Below are 21,765 nucleotides of genomic sequence, written 5' to 3'. Positions count from 1 at the left end.
TTCAGGCGGGGATGGCCACCGGGCTGCCATCCGGGCGTGTCAGCACCTGCATGGGCAGGCCATAGATCCGTTCCAGCGCCTCGGGTTGCATCAGGTCGGCGGGGCCGCCCTGCAAGGCCAGGCGGCCGCCCTTCAGCGCGACCACATGGTCGCAGAATCGGGCGGACATGTTGACCTCGTGCAACACGATCACGGCGCTGCGGCCCGTTTCATGGCACATGCGGCGGACAAGCGCCAGAACCTCGACCTGATGGGCGATGTCCAGGGCGCTGATCGGTTCGTCCAGCAGCAGGGTGCCGGCCTCCTGCGCGACCATCATCGCCAGCCAGGCCCGCTGGCGTTCGCCGCCCGACAGGGTATCGACCAGCCGGTCGGCAAAGGCGGTGACGCCGCATTCCGCCATGGCGCGGGCCACGGCCTGGTGGTCGTGGGGGCCAAAGCGGCCAAGCGCGCCATGCCAGGGATAGCGGCCCAGGGCCACAAGCTCGCGCACGGTCATCCCCTCGGCCGCAGGGGGATGCTGGGGCAGGAAGGCCAGGCGGCGGGCGTAATCGCGGGCGCGCCAGTCGGCAAGCGCCCGGCCCTCGAAGGCGACACGGCCGCCGCTGGCCGCGATCTGGCGGGCCAGCACCTTCAGCAGCGTCGACTTGCCCGATCCATTGTGGCCGATCAGCGCGATCATCCGCCCTGCCGGCAGATCCAGGGTCAGCCCGTGCAGCAAGCGGCGGCCGGAGACATCGACGGTCAGGTCGGTGATGGAAAAGAGGTTCATCGGCGGGATCTCATCATCAGCCAGATCAGCCAGGGCGCGCCGATCAGGGACGCGAACAGCCCCAGCGGCAGTTCATAGGGAAAGCCCGCCATGCGCGCCCCGAAATCGGCGGCCAGCATCAGCCCGGCGCCGATCAGCGCGGCACCCGTGACGTGATCGCCGGGCCGGGCAAGGCCCAGGCGGCGGGCGAGATGCGGCGCCATCAGCCCCACAAAGGACAAGGGGCCGACCAGCACGGTTGCCGCCCCCGTGGCCATTCCCGCCAGCGCGATCAGCACCATCCGCGCCAACCCCAGGGGCAGGCCCAGCCCGCCCGCGACGCCGGTGCCCAGCGGCAGCACCGCCAGCCAGCGCCGCGCGGCAAGCGCCCCGGTCCACAGCACCGCCGCCATCGCCGCCAGCGCCAGCGCGCCCGGCATGGTGACCGCCGAGGACGATCCCGACAGCCAGGCGAGGATCTGGAAGGACCGCGTATCCCCCACGGCCATCGCTGCCGACAACACCGCCGAGGCGAGCGCCGAGACCGCGATCCCCGCCAGCAGCACCCGTTCGGCGGGCATGTCGCGACGGCTGACGAAAGCGGCGATCAGCACCAGGGCCGACGCCCCCCCGGCCATGGTGCCCCCTGTCAGCGCAAGGGCGGTCGGCGCGGCGGCCAGATAGACCACGCCCGCATAGCCGATGGCCGCCCCGCCCGAGACGCCCAGCACCTCGGGCGAGGCCAGGGGGTTTGCGGTCAGCCGCTGCAGGATCGCGCCCGCGATCGCCAGCGCCGCGCCCGCCGAACAGGCGGCGATCAGGCGCGGCAGGCGCATCGGCAGGAAGGCCGAGAAGCTTCGGGCGTCCAGAACCGTCCAGCCGCCCGGAACGCGGCCGATCCAGACCAGCACCAGAGCCGCCATGACCAGGGCCAGGGCCAGGGCGATCAGCAGCGGCGCGGGGCGGCCGCGGCGCGGGGCAGGGCCTTCGGCGCGTTCGGTCCCCGGCGGGGTCGATCCGCGCAGGCGGGGCAGAAGCCAGATCAGCAGCGGCCCGCCGATCAGGCCGGTCAGGGCGCCGGTCGGAAACATCTCGCCCAGGCTGCCTGCGACCAACAGCACCAGCCCGTCGCAGACCGACAGGATCAGCGCGCCGATCAGCGGCGACAGCGCCAGCAGGCGCGGGATCGACACCGCGCCCAGGGCCCGCGCCAGCGCGGGCGCGGCCAGGCCCACGAAGGCGATCAGCCCCAGTTCGGCGGACACGGCAGCGGCCAGGATCACCGCCACGCCCACCGCCAGGAGCCGCACCATTGCGACGTTCAGGCCAAGGCCCGAGGCACCCTCGACCCCCAGGGACAGCACGCGCAAGGGACGCGCCAGCAGGGCCGCCGCGACAGCGCCGAAGGCCAGCACCCCGGCCAGCACCCTCACCCCCGACCAGTCCTGCTGGACCAGCGCGCCGCCGTTCCAGATCACCAGCGACAGCAGATATTGCCCCTGCGCCAGCGTCATCGCCGTGGCAACCGCGCTGGCCGTCATGCCGACCAGCATCCCGGCGATGACCATGGTGACAGGCGCAAAGCCCCGCCGCGCGCCGATGGCCAGGACCAGCATGGCGGCCAGCCCCGCGCCGGCCAACGCCACCGGCCAGCGGCCCCCGTCCAGCAGGCCGGGCGCCAACATGGTGGCCATGACCAGCGCCAGCTGCGCGCCCGAGGAAATGCCAAGCGTGGTCGGATCGGCGACGGGGTTTCGCAGCACCACCTGCAGGATCGCGCCCGAGAGACCCAGCACGCCCCCCGCAAGCAGCGCCACGACCCCGCGCGGCATCAGGCCGAAGCCCAGAAGGATCTGCCCGATCTCCATCCGCGCGGGATCCAGCGGCCAGGCGGGCCACTGGGCGAAAGGCAGCAGCTGAAGGGCCGCGGTCAGCCACAGCAGGGCGGCCAGCACGGCAAAGGGCAGCAGGCGTGCGGTCATGCGATGGCCTCTGGCCCCGTCTCGAAGGCCCGGGCCAGCAGCGTGGCAAAGCGCAGCGCGGCGGGGATGGCGCCGAAGGCATTGGTGTCGGGCAGCAGATAGGTCCGCCTCTCGGCCACCGGTGGCAGGGCGCGCCACAGGATGCTGCGCGACAGCCCGCGTCCGGCGGCAGGAGGCAGGGTGCCGATATTGACCAGCCGGGCATCGGGCATTCCGGCCAGACGCTCGATGGGAACGGGGGCGAGGAAGCTGAACTGCGTCTTGTCCGTCCAGGCGTTCCGCAGCCCAAGCCGCTCCAGCGTGCTGCCGAACAGGCTGTCAAAGCCGAAAACCCGCATGTGCCGCGCATCGCCGATCTCGACCAGCGCGACGGGCCGGTCGCGGAAGGGTGCCAGCCGAAGCGCCAGCGCATCCAGCGCCGTTTCGGTCTCTGTCACCGTCCGCCTGCCCGCCGCCGTGTCGCCAATCGCATCGGCCAGCAGGGTCAGCGCGGCAAGCGCCTTGGGAAAGGGCGGCTCGCCGGGGGTGAAGAAGGGCAGGGACAGGACCGGGGCGATGTCCCGGAGCCGGCCCTCGTAGTGGGTGTAATAGGGCGAGGACAGGATCAGGTCGGGCCGGGTCAGTTGCAGCAGTTCGAAGTTCGGGGCGCCGCGCAGGCCCAGGTCGGTGACATGGCCCGGGATCGCGGGCTCGATCACGTCGGCGCGGAACCGCACCAGTTCGGCGGCGGCCACCGGCATGCGGCCGATGGCGGCGGCGGTTTCCAGCATCGCCCAGTCGATCGCTGCAAGACGCGGCGCAGGCGGGGCGGCCCGCAAGGGCAAGCCCGCCGCCAGGATGGCCCCGGCGGCGGAAAGGAAGGCGCGGCGATGGGGCCGACGGGCAGATGCCCCCCGGCCGTCCAGCGGCTTCACCACGTGTATTTCACCGTCGCGGTCACCGTGCGGCCTTCGCCATACGAGCAGTAGGAGAAGCCGCAGGCGCCCACATAAACCTCGTCGGTCAGGTTGGTGACGTTCAGCGACATCTCGACATTGTCGCGGGTGTAGCCGCCGCCAAGATCGACCAGCGTGACGCTGTCCAGCTTGTCGGTGTTGGTGTTGTTGATAAAGCGCGAGCCGATGTAGCGGATGCCCCCGCCGACACGCAGGCCATTGCCGAAGTCGCGGTCGATCCAGAGCGACGCAAGGTGGTTCGGCGCATCGGCCAGTTCCTTGCCATCCAGCACATTGTCCGAAGGCGCAACCTGCTCGGTCTTGTTGTAGGCATAGCCGCCGCGCAGTTTCCAGCCATCGGCGATCTCGGCAGTCGCCTCGATCTCGACGCCCCGCGACTTCACCTCGCCGATCTGGCGGGTTCCGGGCACACCGTTTTCAATCACCGAGCGGTTCACGTTGGTCTGACGCAAGTCATAGAGCGCCAAGGTGATCAAGCCGTCGAAGTCGGTCGGCTTGTACTTGATGCCGACTTCCCATTGTTCGCCTTCGGTCGGCAGCAAGGCGTCGCCGTCGATGTTCTGCCCCGCCTGCGGATCGAACGAGGTCGAGTAACTGATATAGGGTGCGGCACCATTCGCCATGACATAGCCGAGGCCCGCGCGGCCGGTCACCTTGTTGTCCTTGTATTCGGACGGGTTGCCATAACGCTCGCCGGTCTGCCTCACCCAGTCGTAGCGCAGGCCCAGCGAACCGCGCCAGTTGCCGTATTCGACTTCGTCCTGCGCATAGAAGCCCACCTGGCGCAGCGTCGACGGGCCCGCGTTGGGCGTTCCAAAGAACGTCCGGTCATCCACGTGGTAATCGGGATTGCGCCAGTTCAGATCGGCGGCGGTGCCGAACTGGCTGCTTTCGAAGGCGTCGTACTTGCGGACATCGGCGCCGAACAGCAGCCTGTGCGTCACTCCTCCGGTCACAATCTCGCCGTTCAGCCGGGTATCGAGGCTGATGGTCTCGCTGTCCTCGCTCTGCCGGCTGGAGCCGCGGCTGAAGGTGTCAGGGCCGTTGACGGCGATCGCATAGGTGCTGCGGTATTTCCAATCCAGCTTCTCGTAGCGGAAGCCCTGGCTCAGCGTCCAGCCGCTTTCCAGTTCGTGACTGATCTCGGCGCCCAGGCTGTAGGCGGTGCGGTCGCTGTCGTCCCAGTCCTTCTGGCCGGTGTAAAGGTCGCGCAGATAGTCACCGTCGCCGGTCCGGGCCAGCGCAAAGGGCACGCCGGTCGGCGACAGCGGCGCATCATTGGTATAGGTCGCAAGAAGGTCGATGGTCGTGGCCTCGTCGGGCGTCCAACGGGCCGCGCCCGCCAGATAGCCGCCCTTGTTGGTCAGATCCTCGATCTGCGTGCTTTCGTCGCGGCCGATGCCGGTCAGGCGATAGGACAGCGTGTCGTCCTGGACCTTGTTCACGTCGAAGAACAACTGGCCGCTGCCATTGCTGTCATAGCCGATTCCGACCTCGCCGAAGTCGGAGGACCGGGCGCGCTTTTGCACCATGTTGATGACGCCCAAGGGTGAGCCTGCCCCGTAAAGCGACGAGGAGGGCCCGCGCAGAACCTCGATCTGCTGGAGGCCGTAGATTTCCTGGCTGATCGAGCCGAAGTAACGCCCTTGCCGGAGGCCGTTCACATACTGGGCATTGTCGGCCTTGAAGCCGCGGATATAGGGCGAATCGAAGCGGGGATCGATGCCAAAGGGTTCGGCAAGGACGCCCGCCGTGTAGCCAAGCGCCTGGCCCAGGTTCTGCGCGCCCTGCTCGTCGATCTGTTCCTCGGTCACCACCGACACCGACTGCTGGGACTCGGCAATCGGAGTGGAGGACTTGGTCGTCTGCGCGCCATCCGCGACATAGCCCGCCACGTCATCCACGGTCAGGGTGATGTCGCCCAGCACGAAGACGGAATCGTCGGCGGTCGTGGTGTTCGTGGCGGTGCCGGCATCCTGCGCCAGGGCGGGACAGGCCAGCGCCAGCGCGCTGACGCTGGCAAGGAACAGGAAACGAGAGAAAGCGGGCATGATTGGTCCTGGAGGAATGGTGCTTTGCGGACCCCTTGGACCCGGGGGTTCGGCCCGTCAACCATTTCCTGACCAAAATTCTACGACATTTACCCTTGCTGTGATATTTTCATGTCATGCACAGCGCCCGGGGCCGTGGACCTCCGGTCGCCCAGTCCAGCAGTTCCACCGTATGGACGACCGGCACGCCCGTGCCCGATCCGATCTGCATCATGCAGCCGATGTTTCCCGCGCTGATGACCTGCGGCTGGGTGGCCTCCAGCGTCGCGACCTTGCGGGCCTTCAACTCGGCGCTGATCGCGGGCTGCATCAGGTTGTAGGTGCCGGCCGATCCGCAGCAGATGTGGCTGTCCCGGGGTTCCAGCACCGTGAAGCCCGCATCCGCCAGCAGTTCCTTGGGCGTGGCCTTGATCTGCTGGCCATGCTGCAGCGAGCAGGCGGCGTGATAGCCGACCCGCAGCGGCGCCGCATGGGTCGCGTCCCTCAGGCCCAGATCGGCCATGACTTCGGTGATGTCGCGGGCCAGCCGGGCGACGCGGGTGGCGTCATGCTCCATCGGGCCGCCCGCGAACATGTGGCCATAGTCCTTGACGGTCGTCCCGCAGCCCGAGGTGTTGATGACCACCGCATCCAGGCCGTCGCCGTCGATTTCCGCCACCAAGGCCCGGATATTGGCGCCTGCCATGGCATGGCTGTCATGGCTGCGGCCCATGTGATGGGTCAGCGCGCCGCAGCAGCCAAGCCCGCGCGGGATCACCACCTCGCAGCCGTGGCGGCGCAGCAGGCGGATGGTGGCGTCGTTGATGTCGGTATTCAGCGCCCGCTGCGCGCAGCCCACCAGCAGCGCCACCCGCCTGCGGCGCGGCCCTTGGGCCGGGAAGACCTGCGGGCGGTCGTTCAGGCTGGGCGGCGGGATGTCGCGGGGCGCCATGTCCAGCATGGCGCGCAGCCGCGCGTCCGGGACCAGGCGGCGGAAGGGGCGCGCGATCTTCGCCCCGCGCAGCGCCAGCCGGAAGCGGCCCGGATAGGGCAGGATCTTCGCGAGCAGCCAGCGCAGCAGCCGGTCGGGCAGGGGACGGCGATAATTGGCCTCGATATATTCGCGCGCGTGATCGACCAGGTGCATGTAATGCACGCCCGACGGGCAGGTCGTCATGCAGGACAGGCAGGACAGGCAGCGGTCGATGTGCTGCACGGTCTTGGCGTCGGGCACGCGGGCGTTTTCCAGCATGTCCTTGATCAGGTAGATCCGTCCGCGCGGGCTGTCCAGTTCGTCGCCCAGAACCTTGTAGGTCGGGCAGGTCGCCGTGCAGAAGCCGCAATGGACGCAGGTGCGCAGGATTTCGTTCGACCGCGCGGTCAGCGGGTCGGCCAGTTGTTCGGCGGTAAAGGTTGTTTGCATGTCAGCCGTCCATCAGGCCGGGGTTGAGGATGCCTGCCGGGTCGAAGCTGCGGCGCAGCCCGTCCTGAAGCCGCGCAACGGCGGGGGCCAGCGGCGGGAAGGCCGGGCCGGACACGCCCCCGCGGCGGACCAGTGTGGCATGGGCGGCAAGGTCGCGCGGGTTGCCGGGACCGCGATACCAGATCAGCCCGCCCCCCCAGTCCAGGGAACAATCGCCGCCCATCGCCCGCAGCCCGTCGCAAAGGCCCGGCGCTTCGGTCGGCTTGCACAGGATCCGCCACAGCGGGTCGGTGCCCGCGAAATGCGCCGCGTCGCGGATGGCTTGCCACGGGGCGTCGTCCATGACCTCGGGCCGGTGTTCGGCCAGCAAGGCCAGCAGCCGGTCGCGGCGATAGGCAAGCTGGCTGTCCAGCCCCTCGATCCGCAGGTATGCCGCGCCGCCGACATGGGCCGCGCCGGACACTTCGTAGGGCGTGGACAGGGCCGTTGTGAAGATGCGCAGCGCTGTGGCCTCGGTCACGTCGGGAAAGGCCAAGGTCGTTCGGGCGGGCAGCAGGGGCAGGGTCTTCAGCACCACCTCGGTCAGCACGGCCAGGGTGCCGTGCGATCCGGCGAGAAGCTTGGACAGGTCAAGGCCGGTCACGTTCTTCATCACCCGCCCGCCGTTCTTCAGCACGCGGCCCCGCCCGTCCACGAAGCGCACGCCCAGCAGATGATCGCGGCAGGCCCCCGCCAGCAAGCGGCGCGGGCCGCTGGCATTCGCGGCGACGGTGCCGCCCAGGGTGGGGGTGCCGTTGCGGCCCAGTATGCCGCGCATGTCGGGCGGCTCGAAGGCCAGGGCCTGGCCCTCGGCTTCCAGCATCTGTTCGATTTCCGGCAGGGGGGTGCCGGGGCGGGCAATCAGGGTCATCTCGCCCGGCGAATAGGTCACGACGCCGGACAGGCGCGACAGGGTCAGGGTTTCGCCGGGGACGCGATTTTCGACCCGCGTGCCACCACCCAAGATGCGCAGAGGGGTGCGCCGGGCGTGGCAATCGGCCAGGATGTCCGCGACTTCGGCCTCGGTCGCGGGGGCAAGATCCAGGGCAACCGTCATTCCGCCGCCCTTGCGCGATGCGCCGCACTGGCCTCCAGCGGAAAGACCTTGGCGGGGTTCAAGAGCCAGCCGGGATCGAAGACGTCCTTTACCTGCATCTGGATCGCCAGATCATCGGGCGCATACTGCTCCGACATCAGATCGCGCTTTTCCACGCCCACGCCATGTTCGCCGGTCAGGCAGCCGCCGACCTCGACACAGAGGCGCAGGATGTCGGCGCCGAAGGCCTCGGCGCGGGCCAGGTCGCCGGGCTTGTTGGCGTCGAACAGGATCAGCGGATGCATGTTGCCGTCGCCCGCGTGGAAGACGTTCGCGACCTCCAGCCCGTGCTGGCGGGACAGTTCGCCGATCCGGCGCAGGGTATAGGGCAGCTGGCCAACGGGCACGGTGCCGTCCAGGCAGATATAGTCGCCAAGCCGCCCCATGGCGCCAAAAGCCGACTTGCGCCCCTTCCAGATCGCCATGGCCTCGTCGGCATTGCGGCTTTCACGGAACTCGACGGGGTTCAGGGCATCGGCGATGGCGCGGATGCGGGCGATCTGGTCGTCGATCTCGGCCTTCGATCCCTCGACCTCGACAATCAGGACGGCGGGGCAGTCGGGGTATCCGGCCTTGGCGAAAGCCTCGACCGCGCGCAGGCACGGCTCGTCCATGTATTCGATGGCCACCGGCAACACGCCCGAGCGGATGATGTTGGCCACGCATTCGCCCGCGACCTCGGGGGAATCGAAGCCGATCAGCACCGGCCGCGCGCCCTCGGGGCGGGGCAGGATGCGCAAGACGGCCTCGGTCACGACGCCAAGCTGGCCTTCCGACCCGCAAAGGACGCCCAGCAGGTCGAGGCCCGCCGGTCCCATCTCGGGGCCGCCCAGGTCCACGACCTCTCCGGTGGTCAGCACCACGGTCGCGCCCAGCAGGTTGTTGGTGGTGACGCCGTATTTCAGGCAATGCGCGCCGCCCGAGTTCATGGCGATATTGCCCGCGATGGTGCAAGCCAGCTGCGAGGACGGATCGGGCGCATAGAAGAAGCCGTGCGGCTCCAGTTCCGCGCTGACCGACAGGTTGGTGACGCCCGTCTGCACGCGGACGTATCGGTTGGCGGTGTCGATCTCCAGCACCTCGCGCAGGCGCATGGTGCCCAGGATCACGCAATCGGCGGTCGGCAGCGCGCCCCCCGCCAGCGAGGTTCCCGCCCCGCGCGGGACCACCGGCACGCCCATGTCCGCGCAGATGCGCATCACGGCCGCGACCTCGGCTGTCGTGCGCGGCAGCACCACGGCCATCGGCGGGCAGCGATAGGCGGTCAGGGCGTCGCATTCATAGGCGCGGGTTTCCTGCGGATCGTCGATCACCGCGTCGGGGGGCAGCACGGCGCGCAGGGCCGCGACGATCCGGGGCGCCTGCGCGATGACGCGCGAATCGGGCGCCGGCATGGCGATGGTCATGGCTCTGCCCTCCCTGTTGCCCTTCTGTGGTAAAATCATTTGACCAAGTCTGTCAATTGCGATGACATGGGGGCGACGATAAGGGCAACCTATGACCGAGTTCTCCATCCGCCCCGAACGCGCCGCCGAGGCCGTGGCGCGCCATATCGAGACGCTGATCCTGGAAGGATCGCTGGCCCCGGACGAAGGCCTGCTGCCCGAGCGTGACCTGGCGGTCCGGCTGAACGTGTCGCGCCCCACCCTGCGCGACGGCTTGAAGCTGCTGCAGGAGCGCGGGCTTCTGGTGGGCGAAAAGGGCCGGAGCCTGCGCGTGGCCCCGCTTGGCCGCGCGGCGATCACCGATCCGCTGCTGGCGCTGCTGGCCGAGCGGCCCGAGGTCGAGGACGATTACCTGGATTTCCGCGATGTGGTCGAAAGCCATGCCGCCGGGCTGGCCGCCGCCCGCGCCACCCCCGTCGATCACGCCCGCATCCGCGCCGCGCTTGAGGGGATCGAGGCCGCCCATGCCGCCGCCATCCCCAGCGAGGAGGCCGAGGCCGACGCCGCCCTGCACCAGGCGATCTACGAGGCCAGCCATAACCTGGTCCTGCTGCAGATCATGAGGGCGCTTTCGGGCAACCTGCGCAGCAATGTGGCGGCCAACCGGGGGCGCATGTTCACCCTGCCGCAGGTCCGCGACCACCTGCGCGCCCAGCACCGGGCGATTGCCGAGGCGATCCTGGCAGGCGATCCCGAGGCCGCCCGGACGTCCGCCCATGCGCATCTGGCCTATGTGCGCCAGGCCGCTCGCAACCTGGCCGAGGCCGAGGCGCAACTGGAAACCGCGCGGCGCCGCCAGTCGGGCGGCGGGCTGGGCCAGCGGCGGACATGACCGATCCGCTGGCCGATCCCCCGTCCTTCCTGCGCAGCCTGTTCGATTGCGCCGTCCAGGCCGCCGACCCGATGCGGGTGCTGGCAGCGCATCTGCCGCCGAAGCCCCCGGGCCGGGTGGTGGTGATCGGCGCGGGCAAGGCCAGCGCCCGCATGGCCGAGGCCGTTCTTGCCGCCTGGGGCCCCTGCGAGGGTCTGGTCATCACCCGCTATGGCCATGCCCGCCCCTGTCCCGGCATCGAGATCGCCCTTGCCGCCCACCCGGTCCCCGACGCGGCAGGCGCCGAGGCGACGCTGCGGATGCTGTCGCTGCTGGACGGCCTGGGCGAGGAAGACTTCGTGCTGGCGCTGATCTCGGGCGGGGCCTCGGCCTTGCTCTGCGCGCCGGTCGAAGGGGTCACGCTGGCGGAAAAGCAGGCGGTGAATGCGGCGCTGCTGGCTTCGGGGGCGCCGATCGGTCAGATGAACACGGTGCGCAAGCATCTGTCCCGCGTGAAGGGCGGGCAGTTGGCAAAGGCTGCCTGGCCCGCGCGGATGCTGTCCCTGATGATCTCGGACGTGCCGGGCGACGATCCGGCCCTTATCGGATCGGGCCCGACGGTGGGCGACGGCTCGACCCCTGCCGAGGCGCTGGCGGTGCTGGATCGCTGGCAGGTTTCGGTGCCGGGCAGCGTCACCCGCGCGCTGCAAGTCGGCAGCGGGGTGGTTCCGCCCGGCGATCCCCGCCTGTCGCGGACCGAGAACCGCGTCATCGCCGCCCCGGCCCAATCGCTGGCCGCCGCGGCCGATCTGGCGCGGGCGGCGGGATGCGCGGTCGAAATCCTTGGCGATTCCCTGGAAGGCGAGGCGCGCGAGGTCGCCGCGGCCCATGCCCGCCTGGCGCTGCACCGGCAGGCCGCGCGCAGGCCGGGCGATCCGCCGCTGGTGATCCTGTCGGGCGGGGAGCTGACGGTGACCCGCCGGGGCGGTGGGATCGGTGGTTCGAACGCGGAATACTGCCTGGCGCTGGCCTTGGCGCTGCAGGGTGCGGCGGGGATCCATGCGCTCGCCTGCGACACCGACGGCATCGATGGCGCGGCCGAGGTCGCGGGCGCGGTGATCGGCCCCGATACGCTGGCGCGCGCGACCCCGGACCGGGCAGACCGGTCGCTGCTGGCCAACGACGCCCACGGCCTGTTTCAGCGGATCGGCGCGCAGGTCGTCACAGGACCCACATTGACAAATGTTAATGATTTCCGGACAATTTTGATTGTCTGATTGTCTTTCCGCTGTTGGCCGACAGGAAATAATTTTCCCCTTCTTCGCGGTGAAATGTCGCCTGGTTGACACTTCTTCTACACCAAAAGGGCTATCACCTAAGACACGCAGTCGTGGTGCGTGACAATCTGGGGTAAGTGCGAGTTCAGGCTATCCCGACGCTTCAATGCGGTGCCCTGCCGGGCCGGGATAGCCGTTTTCGCTGGTTCTTCCACAACATTTCCTGGATTACTGGCAGTCATTCGGACTGTTGATGGACCGTTTTCCAATGACCGACCCTGCAGATTACGCCCATCTGTTCGATGCACCGATCCTGTCGGGTCTCACACAGGACCAGAAACACGCCTTGCTGGCATCCTGCACCCCGCGCGTCCTGAAAACCCCGACCCACATCCTGCGGCAAGGAGAGCTTACGGATGGCAGCTATTTCATCGCCTCGGGCCGGGTCGAGGTGGGCTATGTCGATGCCTCGGGCAATCAGGTGATCGTCCATCTGGCCACCCCCGGAGAGATGGTGGGAGAGGTCGAGGCCCTGTCGGGGCGCCCCTGCGCCTGCAGTTGCCTGACCATGGCGGACACCACCGTGCTGTTCTGCCCGGCAAAGGCGCTTTATGCCCATGTGCCCTCGAAGATCCTGATCCCGAACCTGTGCACCCTCCTGCATGACCGGCTGATGCGGGAAAACCGGAACCGGACGGCGGATCATTACTACAATGCCGGACAGCGCATCCGGCTGTATCTGCGCCAGCTGACCAGCGATTCGGACAATGCGGTGCGCATCAGCCAGTCGCAGTTGGGCGTGGTCATCGGCTGTTCGCGCCAGACCGTGAACAAGATGCTGGGCGAATTGCGCGACGCGGGCATCATCGAGCTTGGCCGCAACGCCGTCCGCGTTCTGGACCGCGAACGGCTGGCCGACGGCGCCCCGGCGATGGAGTGATCAGCGCAGGTCGGCGATGACCTTGCCATCGTTCGGCAGGCTGCCCGGCGCCACCACCTCGACCGTGCCCTTCAGGCGGGTAACGGCGGCCAGCCTGTCGGCCAGGGGGGCGGCGGCATTGCTGTCGTCATGCTCGACCAGCAGGTGCATCCGGTCCTGTTCGCCCGCCCGGCTGATTTCCAGCCGCAGCCGGTGGCAGCCGGGAATGGCACGTCCGATGGCGGCGATCTGCTCGGGGCGCACGAACATGCCCTTGACCTTGGCGGCCTGGTCGGCGCGGCCCATCCAGCCCCTGATGCGGCGATCGCGCGCGTCCGGGATGATCGCCGACATGTCGCCCGTGGCAAAGCGCAGCAGGGGATAGTCATGATCAAGCCGCGTCACCACGATCTCGCCCACCTCGCCGTCGGGGACCGGGTCGCCCGTGCCTGGGCGGGTGATTTCCACGATCACGCCCTTGTTCAGCACCATCCCCGGGCCGCCATCCTCATAGGCCACGATGCCCAGGTCGGCGGTGCCATAGCACTGACTGACCGCGACGCCCCGGCCTGACAGTTCCGCGCGCAGGCTGTCGGGCAGGGCCGCGCCGGTGACCATGCCGACCTGAAGGCAGGACCGGTCCACGCCGGCCTCGTCCGCCTTGTCCAGCAGGATCTTCAGGAAATCCGGCACGCCCACATAGACCCGGGGGCGGTATTGGCCGATGGCTATCATCTGGTCGGCAGTATTGCCGGGGCCCGCAGGGACGACCGGGCAGCCGATCGCCTCGGCCCCTGCCTCGAAGATGAAGGCGGCGGGGGTCAGGTGATAGGAAAAGGTGTTCAGGATCACGTCGCCCTGTTGCACGCCCGCGGCGCGCAAGGCCGCCGCCGATCCCCACCAGTCGGGCGCGCGCCCTTCCGGGTCGAAGATCGGCCCGGGCGAGACGAACAACCGCCGCAGACCCGCCACCGGGTTGCCGTTCAGGCCGCCGAAGGGCGGCTGCGCCGCCTGCATCTCCACCAGCTCCGACTTGCGCAGCACCGGCAGCCCGGCCAGATCGTCCAGGCTTGCCAGCGGGGCGGCGGGCAGCCCCGCCCAGCGGGCCTGGGTTTCGCGCATCCGCGCCAGTTGCACGTTCAGTCGGGCAAGCGGGTCCCCCTCGCGGGCGCCGCGGTCGTGGTCGGGATCGGCAGTCATGGGGCTTTCCTCAGGCCAGCCAGCGCTTGCGCCGGCGATAGTGTTTGACGTTGCGGTAGTCGGTGTGCTCGGCCCCGCCCAGATAGAAGTCCTGCACGTCTGGGTTCGACTTCAGCACCTCGGCCGAACCGGACATGACGACCTGTCCCTGTTCGATCAGATAGGCGCGGCCGACGATGTCTAGGGTGGCTGCGGCGTTCTGTTCGACCAGCAGCACCGACAGCCCCTCGCGGGCGTTGATCTCGCCGATGATGCCGAAGATTTCCTGCACCAGAAGCGGCGACAGGCCCAGCGACGGCTCGTCCAGCATGATCAGCTTCGGTTCCGTCATCAGCGCCCGGCCGATGGCCAGCATCTGCTGTTCGCCCCCTGACAGGTAGCCAGCCTTCGACTTGATCCGCTCCTTCAGGCGCGGGAAATAGGCATAGACCTGTTCGCGCAGCTCGTTGAACCGGCCGGCGCTGCGCCCGCGATAGGCGGCGACCAGGTTTTCGTCGGGCGTCAGGTGGCCGAAGATGCGGCGGCCTTCCAGCACATGCACAAGGCCGCCCGCCACGCGTTCCGGCGCGCCCAGGTTCAGGATCGACCGGTCGCCGAAGCGGATCTCTCCGCGCGTGACCAGCCCACGCTCGGGGCCAAGCAGCCCCGAGATGGATTTCAGCGTCGTCGACTTGCCCGCGCCGTTCGATCCGAGAAGGGCGACCATTTCGCCCTCGCCAACCTCCAGCGAGACGCCCTTGATGGCAAGGAAGACCTTGTCATAGATCACCTCGACGTTTTCCAGGACCAGCGCGGGCATGGCCTCAGTGCCCCGCCTTGTATTCGGCGGCCGATTTCTCGATCACCTGGCGGATCAGGTCGGGATAGGCCGCGTGCCAGTCGCTGACCGGCACCCATTTCTCGCCGTCCCATTCCGAGACCCGCCCGGCGCCGCCGCCCTGGTGATCCTCGGCCGTGTAGGTGACGGCCGGCATCAGGCCCTCGGCGTCATAGCCGGCGATCTTCTCGAACCCCGCCTTCAGCGTGTCGCCGGTCAGCGGCTGGCCGCCTTCCAGCCCAAGGCGTGCGGCCTCGACCGCGACGGCCATGGTGGCGACGCCCAGGTTGTAATAGCTGGTGCCGACATTGGCCTGGTCGCCCGATCCCTTGCCCGCGTCGATGACCTTTTCCTGGATCCGCTGGATGATCGCATGGTCGGTGCCCGCCGCCGTGGCCTCGAACCGCTTGACGCCCTTCATGGCCGGTCCGACATTGGCGGCGTCGGTTTCGGCCAGCCAGATCACCGAATGGATCTGTTCAGGCCGGATGCCGTTCTGGATGGCGGTCTTGACCGACACGGCCTGCCCGCCGCCCGCGCCCCAGATCAGGACATAATCGGGGCGGTAGCGCCGGACCTCGGACCAGGCGGCGGACTGTTCGTTGCCGGGGCTGGCATAGGGGAAGGCCTGGAATTCGAAGCCCTCCTGTTCGGACAGGGCCTGCAGGATCGGGCCGGGCTCGCGCCCGAAGGGGCTGTCGATATGGACGATGGCGATCTTCTTGCCCTGCAGTCCGCCGTTGTTCTTCATGTGCTCGATCAGGTTCGCGGCCTGTGCCCAATAGGTCGGCATCATCGGGAAGACATAAGGGAAGACGGTGCCGTCGGACGCGTCGCCCCGGCCGTGTGCGGGGGTGATGACGACGTTCTTGTCGGCCTGCGCCTGGTCCAGGATCGCGGCGGAAACCGGCGTCGAAAGGAAGTCGAACAAAACCGCACCTTCCTCCTTGGCGCGGTTATAGGCCTCGATCCCCCGCTGTGGCTGGTTGCCGGTGTCGCGGACGATGGCGGTCACAGAGTTGCCTTCGCCCAGGATGCCCTCGGCATTTGCCAGCGCCAGATAGTCCTGCTGGCCCTGGTTGTACTGCCCGGTCACGAAGGTATAGACCGCCGTGAAGTCCTGCAGCAGGCCGAACTTGATGTCCTCGGCTGCCACGGGCGCGGACAGGCCGGCGACAAGAGCGGTCGTCAGCGCCAGCTTGCGCAGAAAGGTCATGTGTTTTCCTTTCATTCTTCCTTTTCCCTCCCCAGGGTTCAGCTTCTGGCGTGGCGGAAGGGCCAGACCAGGAAATACTTGCGGATGTTGTCGTAGATTTTCGCCAGCCCCAGCGGCTCAAGCAGCAGGAAGCCGATGATCATGGCGCCGTAGATCATCAAGGGCAGGTGCGACAGGAAGTTTTGGCTGACCGGCACCCAGCCCGCGGCGGCAAGCCCGGACACCAGGTTCGTCAAAAAGATCGGCGCCAGCAGCACGAAGCCCGCGCCCAGCCAGGATCCGATCACCGAGCCCAGTCCGCCGACCAGCACCATGGCGACCAGCTGGATCGAGACGTTGAAGCCGAACTGTTCCGGCGTCACCGCGCGATAGAAGCAGAAGGCCAGGATCGCGCCCGTCACGCCGCCCATGAAGGAGGACGTGAAGAAGGCCATCAGCTTGGTCTTGAACGGATCGACGCCGATCACGGCTGCGGCGAAGTCCTTGTCGCGGATCGCGACCAGGGCCCGGCCAAAGGAGGTGCGCTTGACGTTCATGAAGAAGACGGTCAGCAGCACCGCCCATCCAAGCGCCAGCCAGTAGCGCGCAGCGAGGCTTTCCACCGGCATGAACAGGAAACTGACGGCGGGCGTTCTCAGCGTGGCATGCGCCCCGCCGGAAATCGCGGGCACGTTCACCACGACCCAATCCACCAGATACTGCATCGCCAGCGTCGCCATCACCAGGTAGAGCCCCTTCACCCGCAGCGCGGCGCCGCCGAAGACCGCGCCGATCACGGCGGCGATCAGGCCCGAGAGCAGCAGCGCGAGTTCGAACGGGACACCGAAGCGGACCAGGTGGATCGAGGCATAGGCCCCGATCGCCATCACGGCGGCAAAGCCGAAATGCAATTGCCCCGCCAGCCCCATCAGCAGCGTCAGCGACAGCGCCGCCGCCGACCAGATCACCCAGGGCAGCACATAGCTGCCGAGATAGAGTGGCGAGACATACAAGGGCGCCAGCAGCGCCAGCAGCAGCACGGCGACGACCAGCCAGCGATCCGTGGGGATCTTCCACAGCTTGCGGTCGGCTTCGTAGCTGGTGTGGTAGGTGCCCGAGAGGCGATAGAACATGACTCAGATCCTCTCGATGTCTTCGCGGCCGAATATGCCGAAGGGGCGGACCATGATGGTCAGCAGGATGATAAGCGAGGTCACGACATCGCGTGTCGATCCGCCCGCGACGCTGTCCAGGTAGCCGGGGATCACCGTGCCCAGGACGCCCACCAGGATGCCGCCCACGACCACGCCCGGGACGGAGTCCACTCCGCCCAGGATCACCACGGCGACGGCGGGGAACAGCAGCGTGGAAAGCGTCCAGTCCACCCCCTGCGAGGATCCCCACAGCGCCCCGGCGACCACGGCGGCGATGCCCGCCAGCCCCCAGGAAATCCCGATGGCCCGTTCGACCGAGATGCCGACCGCCCAGCTTGACACGTGGTCGTCGGAGACCGCGCGCAGCTTGGTCCCCAGCCGCGTGCGGAAGAACAGGAGCGAGGCGCCGACCAGCAGCAGGGCCACGATGCCCCCGTAAAGCGAGGTGCGGTTGATGAACACGTCGCCGATGATGATGGGCGCGAAGTCGATCCCCAGGTCGATGGGCTTCGGCGTCGATCCCAGCACGCCGGGGACCAGCCCGCGCAGCAGGATCTCCAGCCCCAGGGTCAGCATCACGACCATGATGACCGGCTGGCCGACCATGCGGCGCAGCAGCAGCCGTTCCACCACCAGGCCGAAGCCGAACATGATCGCGGCGGCGATGGGAATGGCGATCCAGACGTTCAGGCCCCAGGCCATCACCAGCCAGACGGCATAGCCCGCCGTCATCACCAGCGCGCCCTGCGCCAGGTTCGGCACGCCCGCCGACTTGTAGATCAGCACGAAGCCCAGGGCGACCAGCGAATACATCAGCCCGGTCAGCGCGCCCGAGATCAGCAGTTCCAGGAAATAAGCCATCACGCGGCCCCCTTCACGTCGGCCAGCCGCAGGACCCGGTCCAGCGACCCGGTCTGGCCGTTTTCATAGGTGATCCGGGCCTTGAAGTCGATCTGATCGCGGCCCCCGTTCAGCGCCTCGATGATCGGGCCATAGCGGTCGTCGATCACGTTACGCTTCAGCTTGCGGGTGCGCGTGACCTCTCCGTCGTCGGGGTCGAATTCCTTGTGCAGGTTGACGAAGCGGTCGATGGACAGCCCGTGCGGCAGATGCGCGTTCACGTCGGCGATCTGGCCCGAGATCAGGTCATAGATGCGCGGCTGCTGCGACAGTTCGGCATAGGAGGTATAGGGCACGCCATGTTCCTGCGCCCACTGCCCGACCGCCTGGAAGTCGATGCAGACGATCGCCACCAGCATGTCGCGGCCCTGGCCCACGACGGCGGCGTCCTTGATGTAGGGGCTGAACTTCAGCCGGTTCTCGATATAGGTCGGGATGAAGCGGGTGCCGTCGCGCTTTTCCACCACCTCGGACACGCGGCCCAGGACGACCAGCTGTCCGTCCGGTTCGATCTGGCCCGCGTCGCCCGTGTGCAGCCAGCCGTCCTGCAAGGCCTCGGCGCTGGCCTTGGGGTTCTGGAAATAGCCGTCGAAGATGTTGTCGCCGCGCAGCAGGATTTCTCCATGCTCGTCGATCTTCATCTCGACGCCGGGGAAGGGGCGGCCGACCGTGGTCAGCGAGATGTCCTCGGGCTTCTGGGCCACCGCCAGCGCGCAGTTTTCCGTCTGGCCATAGAACTGGCGCAGGTTCAGCCCGATGGCGCGGAACCACAGGAACACGTCCTCGCCGATGGCCTCGCCCGCCGTATAGGCGCGCTTGACGCGGCCCAGGCCCAGCTGGTCGCGGATCGGGCCATAGATCAGCCATTCGCCCAGAAACCGCGTCAGCCCGCCGCCTGCGGGCTTGCCGTCCAGGCGCGCCCGTTCGGCCTCCATCGCGCGGGGCATGAAGTAGTCATACAGCCGCCGCTTGATGCCGGTGGTTTCCGCGATCCCCACCTGCACGCGGGTCAGCATGGCCGACCAGGCGCGGGGGGACGCGAAATACAGCGTCGGCGCCATTTCCCGCAGGTCGTGCAGCGCCGTTTCATTGGCTTCGGGGATGTTGACGGTAAAGCGCAGTTCCATCGCCGCGCCGACCGAGAAGATGAAGTCGCCAACCCAGGCCATCGGCAGATAGGCCATGTGGACCTCGCCCTGCTGGAAATAGCCGGCGGCTGCGGCGTTGCGCACGCCCGACAGGACATGGCCATGCTTCAGCGGGATGCCCTTCGGCGCGCCGGTGGTGCCGGACGAATGCATCAGGACCACGGTGTCGTGGATCGTGGACCGGGCGATCAGGTCACGGGCCAGATTCGGATCGGCGGCAAGACGTGCTGCGCCCTCGGCCCGGATGGCGTCGAAACCCGCCACGCCCGGCGGTTCGCGACCCGCCAGCCCGCGCGGATCGTCATAGATCACCAGATCCAGATGCGTCCAGCGGCCCCGGGCCTCCAGCATCTTGTCCACCTGTTCCTGGTCCTCGGCCACGGCCACGCGGATATCCTCGCGCTCCATCTGCGCGGCAAGCTCCTCGGTCGGCGCATCGGCATAGGCGGGCGAGGGGATGGCGCGCAGGCAGGCCGCGCCCAGCATCGCGAAATACAGGTTCGGGCGGTTGTCGCCGATCACCATGACCACGTCGCCGGGCTTCACGCCGCGCGCTTCCAGCCCGGCCGCGAATTCCACCACGGCGCGCAGGTAATCGGCCCAGGTATATTCCTGCCAGATGCCGTGGTCGCGTTCGCGCATGGCGACCTGGGTCGGCACCTCGGCCGCGTTCTGCGACAGCCGCGCCAGGATCGTGTCGTCCGCGCGCCAGTTCGGGTGCAGCGCCTGCGCGCCTGTCATGTCAACCGGATCATGCTGCATGGCGGGGCTTTCCGATATAGGCCTCGACCACGCGGGGATCGGCGATCGCCTCGCGCGCGGGGCCCTGCGCGATTTCCTGGCCGTTGTTCAGCACCAGGACGCGGTCGCACAGCGCCGTCACCACATCCATGTGGTGCTCGATGATCAGGACCGTCAGCCCCAGGGCTTCCTGCGCATCCAGGATGAAGCGGACCATGTATTCCTTTTCTTCCTGGTTCATGCCCGCCATCGGCTCGTCCAGGACCAGCAGGCGCGGTTCCGCACAAAGCGCGCGGGCCAGTTCAACCCGCTTCTGCAGGCCCAGCGGGATCACATCGACATGCTCGTCGCGCGCGGGCGCAAGCTGCAGAAGGTCGATCACCTCCTCGACATGGCGGCGGTGGGCGACCTCTTCCTTGCGCGCCCACCATGGATAGAAAAAGGACGCCAGCGGGTTCGGCTTCATGAAGATGTGCCGGCCCATCAGGATGTTGTCCAGGACCGACATTCCGTGGAACAGCGCGACGTTCTGGAAGGTCCGCGCCACGCCCATGGAGGCGATGCGGAACGGCTTCAGCCCGTTGATCTGCTGGCCGTCCAGCGTGATTCGGCCTTCCTGTGGCGGATAGAAGCCGGTGATGGCATTGACCAGCGTGGTCTTGCCCGACCCGTTCGGCCCGACCAGCCCGAAAATCTCGCCCCGCCCCACGGCGACCGAGACGTTCTTCAGCGCAACCACCCCGCCGAAGCGTCGGACGATGTTGTCGCAGACAAGGACGTGATCGCTGCTCATGCGCCGCTAAAACCGTGCATAGGCTGTCCTCCCAAACAGTTCTGCCGGTCGGTTCCTCCCCCGACCTCGGATAAGGAAAGGCTAGCATCGGATTCGTTTTTGGGTAAACCGAAAAGAATGGCAAAACCATTTCGGAATTCCTGAAATGCACCCGAACCTCGTCGATCACCTGCGCGCCTTCTGCGCCATCGCCGACCATGGCAGCCTGACGGCGGCGGCGAAGGAACTGCGGAGGCCGATCTCGTCCGTCAGCTATTCGCTGGCACAACTGGAGGACCAATGCGGCTTTCCGCTGCTGGGACGCGGCGCCAACCGGGCCGAACTGACCGAGCGCGGCCGCGTTCTGCTGGCCGAGGCGCGCAGCGTCGTGGAACGCGCCCGCAGCTTCACCACCCATGCCCAATCGCTGGAAAAGGGCGAGGAAACGCGCCTGCGCGTGCTGGTCGATGTGCTGTTCCCGCGCGCCGACCTGAACCGGGCCTTGCGGTCCTTTGCGGCCGATCACCCCCATGCGCGGTTCCAGTTCTTCAACTCGTCCCTGGCGACCCTGTGGGACGACCTGCGCGAGGGGAACTTCGACTTCGCCCTGACGCTGGCCGCCGCCATCCCCTCCGACATCTCGGCCCGGCACCTGGGCAGCGAGACCCTGGGCCCGGTCTGCGCGGCAAGCCACAGGCTGGTCCGGCTGCCGCAGCCGCTGGCCATGCGCGCCTTCGACCGGGAACGGCAGATCTATTACGTCGGCTCGCCCCAGATCGACATGGAGCGGGTGGGGCGTCTTTTTTCCACCGATGTCTGGACGGTGAACGATATCGAATCCATCAAGTCGATGGTCACGGCGGGCCTGGGCTGGTGCTTCTCTGCCAGCCGCACCTTCGAACCCGAGATCGCGAGGGGCGAGGTCGTGGCCCTGACCTGCGAGGACATGCAGTTCCACCCGGTCCGCACCGTTGTCGTGGCCTGGCCCACGCACCGCCGCCCCGGCCCCCTGGGCCGGCAGATGGTGCAGGCCCTGGCCGAGCAGTTCGACCAGGGCTAGGCCAGCCGTCCTTGCGCCGGAAGCCCTGTGAAGCGCAGCATGCGCCGGG

At 68.1% G+C, this 21,765-nt stretch carries 18 protein-coding genes; 4 read left to right on the top strand and 14 right to left on the bottom strand.

What is annotated here, in order from left to right:
• Position 1 precedes the first annotated feature (1 nt).
• The 7 genes from OU682_RS06910 to OU682_RS06880 form a co-directional block, all read right to left on the bottom strand.
• Positions 2-772 (bottom strand): ABC transporter ATP-binding protein, encoded by a 771-nt coding sequence (locus OU682_RS06910; RefSeq protein ID WP_268941340.1) that lies wholly within the window; start codon positions 770-772, stop codon positions 2-4.
• A complete protein-coding gene (fhuB, locus tag OU682_RS06905; RefSeq protein WP_268941339.1) occupies positions 769-2,733 on the bottom strand; it encodes a Fe(3+)-hydroxamate ABC transporter permease FhuB in 1,965 nt (654 codons plus the stop codon). Before fhuB ends, OU682_RS06910 begins: the two co-directional genes overlap by 4 nt.
• Positions 2,730-3,650, bottom strand: coding sequence for an ABC transporter substrate-binding protein (locus OU682_RS06900; protein ID WP_268941338.1), 921 nt, complete (start codon positions 3,648-3,650; stop codon positions 2,730-2,732). Before OU682_RS06900 ends, fhuB begins: the two co-directional genes overlap by 4 nt.
• Positions 3,644-5,740 (bottom strand): TonB-dependent siderophore receptor, encoded by a 2,097-nt coding sequence (locus tag OU682_RS06895; RefSeq protein ID WP_268941337.1) that lies wholly within the window; start codon positions 5,738-5,740, stop codon positions 3,644-3,646. Before OU682_RS06895 ends, OU682_RS06900 begins: the two co-directional genes overlap by 7 nt.
• A gap of 109 nt (positions 5,741-5,849) precedes the next feature.
• Positions 5,850-7,142, bottom strand: coding sequence for a glycolate oxidase subunit GlcF (glcF, locus tag OU682_RS06890; RefSeq protein ID WP_268941336.1), 1,293 nt, complete (start codon positions 7,140-7,142; stop codon positions 5,850-5,852).
• A 1-nt stretch (position 7,143) separates the two neighbouring features.
• A complete protein-coding gene (locus OU682_RS06885; RefSeq protein ID WP_268941335.1) occupies positions 7,144-8,238 on the bottom strand; it encodes an FAD-binding protein in 1,095 nt (364 codons plus the stop codon).
• Positions 8,235-9,677 (bottom strand): FAD-linked oxidase C-terminal domain-containing protein, encoded by a 1,443-nt coding sequence (locus OU682_RS06880; protein WP_268941410.1) that lies wholly within the window; start codon positions 9,675-9,677, stop codon positions 8,235-8,237. Before OU682_RS06880 ends, OU682_RS06885 begins: the two co-directional genes overlap by 4 nt.
• Positions 9,678-9,774: 97 nt before the next feature.
• Between OU682_RS06880 and OU682_RS06875 the strand changes: the two genes are divergently transcribed.
• From OU682_RS06875 to OU682_RS06865, 3 genes are all read left to right on the top strand, one after another.
• Entirely contained in the window at positions 9,775-10,554 is a 780-nt protein-coding gene (locus OU682_RS06875; RefSeq protein ID WP_268941334.1) for an FCD domain-containing protein, read from the top strand.
• Positions 10,551-11,810 carry a glycerate kinase type-2 family protein gene (locus OU682_RS06870; protein WP_268941333.1) on the top strand — a complete coding sequence of 420 codons (1,260 nt, stop codon included), beginning with the start codon at positions 10,551-10,553 and terminating at the stop codon, positions 11,808-11,810. Before OU682_RS06875 ends, OU682_RS06870 begins: the two co-directional genes overlap by 4 nt.
• Before the next feature lie 268 nt (positions 11,811-12,078).
• The gene (locus OU682_RS06865) at positions 12,079-12,750 is read left to right on the top strand and encodes a Crp/Fnr family transcriptional regulator (RefSeq protein WP_268941332.1); all 672 of its coding nucleotides are present in this window, start codon (positions 12,079-12,081) and stop codon (positions 12,748-12,750) included.
• On the opposite strand, the gene OU682_RS06860 is transcribed toward OU682_RS06865, so the two are convergent.
• Genes OU682_RS06860 through OU682_RS06830 form a run of 7 tightly spaced genes read right to left on the bottom strand, consistent with a single transcriptional unit; the run spans position 12,751 to position 20,677 of the window.
• Positions 12,751-13,929, bottom strand: a complete 1,179-nt coding sequence (locus OU682_RS06860; RefSeq protein ID WP_268941331.1) for a phenylacetate--CoA ligase family protein — start codon at positions 13,927-13,929, stop codon at positions 12,751-12,753.
• Between the two features lie 10 nt (positions 13,930-13,939).
• Positions 13,940-14,728 carry an ABC transporter ATP-binding protein gene (locus OU682_RS06855; RefSeq protein ID WP_268941330.1) on the bottom strand — a complete coding sequence of 263 codons (789 nt, stop codon included), beginning with the start codon at positions 14,726-14,728 and terminating at the stop codon, positions 13,940-13,942.
• A gap of 4 nt (positions 14,729-14,732) precedes the next feature.
• Positions 14,733-15,962 (bottom strand): ABC transporter substrate-binding protein, encoded by a 1,230-nt coding sequence (locus OU682_RS06850; protein ID WP_268941329.1) that lies wholly within the window; start codon positions 15,960-15,962, stop codon positions 14,733-14,735.
• 38 nt (positions 15,963-16,000) lie between these two features.
• Entirely contained in the window at positions 16,001-17,074 is a 1,074-nt protein-coding gene (locus tag OU682_RS06845) for a branched-chain amino acid ABC transporter permease (protein ID WP_268941328.1), read from the bottom strand.
• 3 nt (positions 17,075-17,077) lie between these two features.
• Complete coding sequence (locus tag OU682_RS06840) at positions 17,078-17,956, bottom strand: branched-chain amino acid ABC transporter permease (protein ID WP_268941327.1); 879 nt, start codon at positions 17,954-17,956, stop codon at positions 17,078-17,080.
• On the bottom strand, positions 17,956-19,905 hold the full coding sequence (locus tag OU682_RS06835) for an AMP-dependent synthetase/ligase (protein WP_268941326.1): 1,950 nt from the start codon (positions 19,903-19,905) through the stop codon (positions 17,956-17,958). Before OU682_RS06835 ends, OU682_RS06840 begins: the two co-directional genes overlap by 1 nt.
• On the bottom strand, positions 19,895-20,677 hold the full coding sequence (locus OU682_RS06830; protein WP_268941325.1) for an ABC transporter ATP-binding protein: 783 nt from the start codon (positions 20,675-20,677) through the stop codon (positions 19,895-19,897). Before OU682_RS06830 ends, OU682_RS06835 begins: the two co-directional genes overlap by 11 nt.
• Positions 20,678-20,822: 145 nt before the next feature.
• On the opposite strand from OU682_RS06830, the gene OU682_RS06825 reads away from it, so the two are divergent.
• Positions 20,823-21,716 carry a LysR family transcriptional regulator gene (locus OU682_RS06825; RefSeq protein ID WP_268941324.1) on the top strand — a complete coding sequence of 298 codons (894 nt, stop codon included), beginning with the start codon at positions 20,823-20,825 and terminating at the stop codon, positions 21,714-21,716.
• Positions 21,717-21,765: the final 49 nt, after the last annotated feature.

This window comes from Paracoccus benzoatiresistens (assembly GCF_026913015.1).
Classification (GTDB): Bacteria; Pseudomonadota; Alphaproteobacteria; order Rhodobacterales; family Rhodobacteraceae; genus Paracoccus; species Paracoccus benzoatiresistens.
This window is presented reverse-complemented; position numbering and strand designations above follow the sequence as displayed.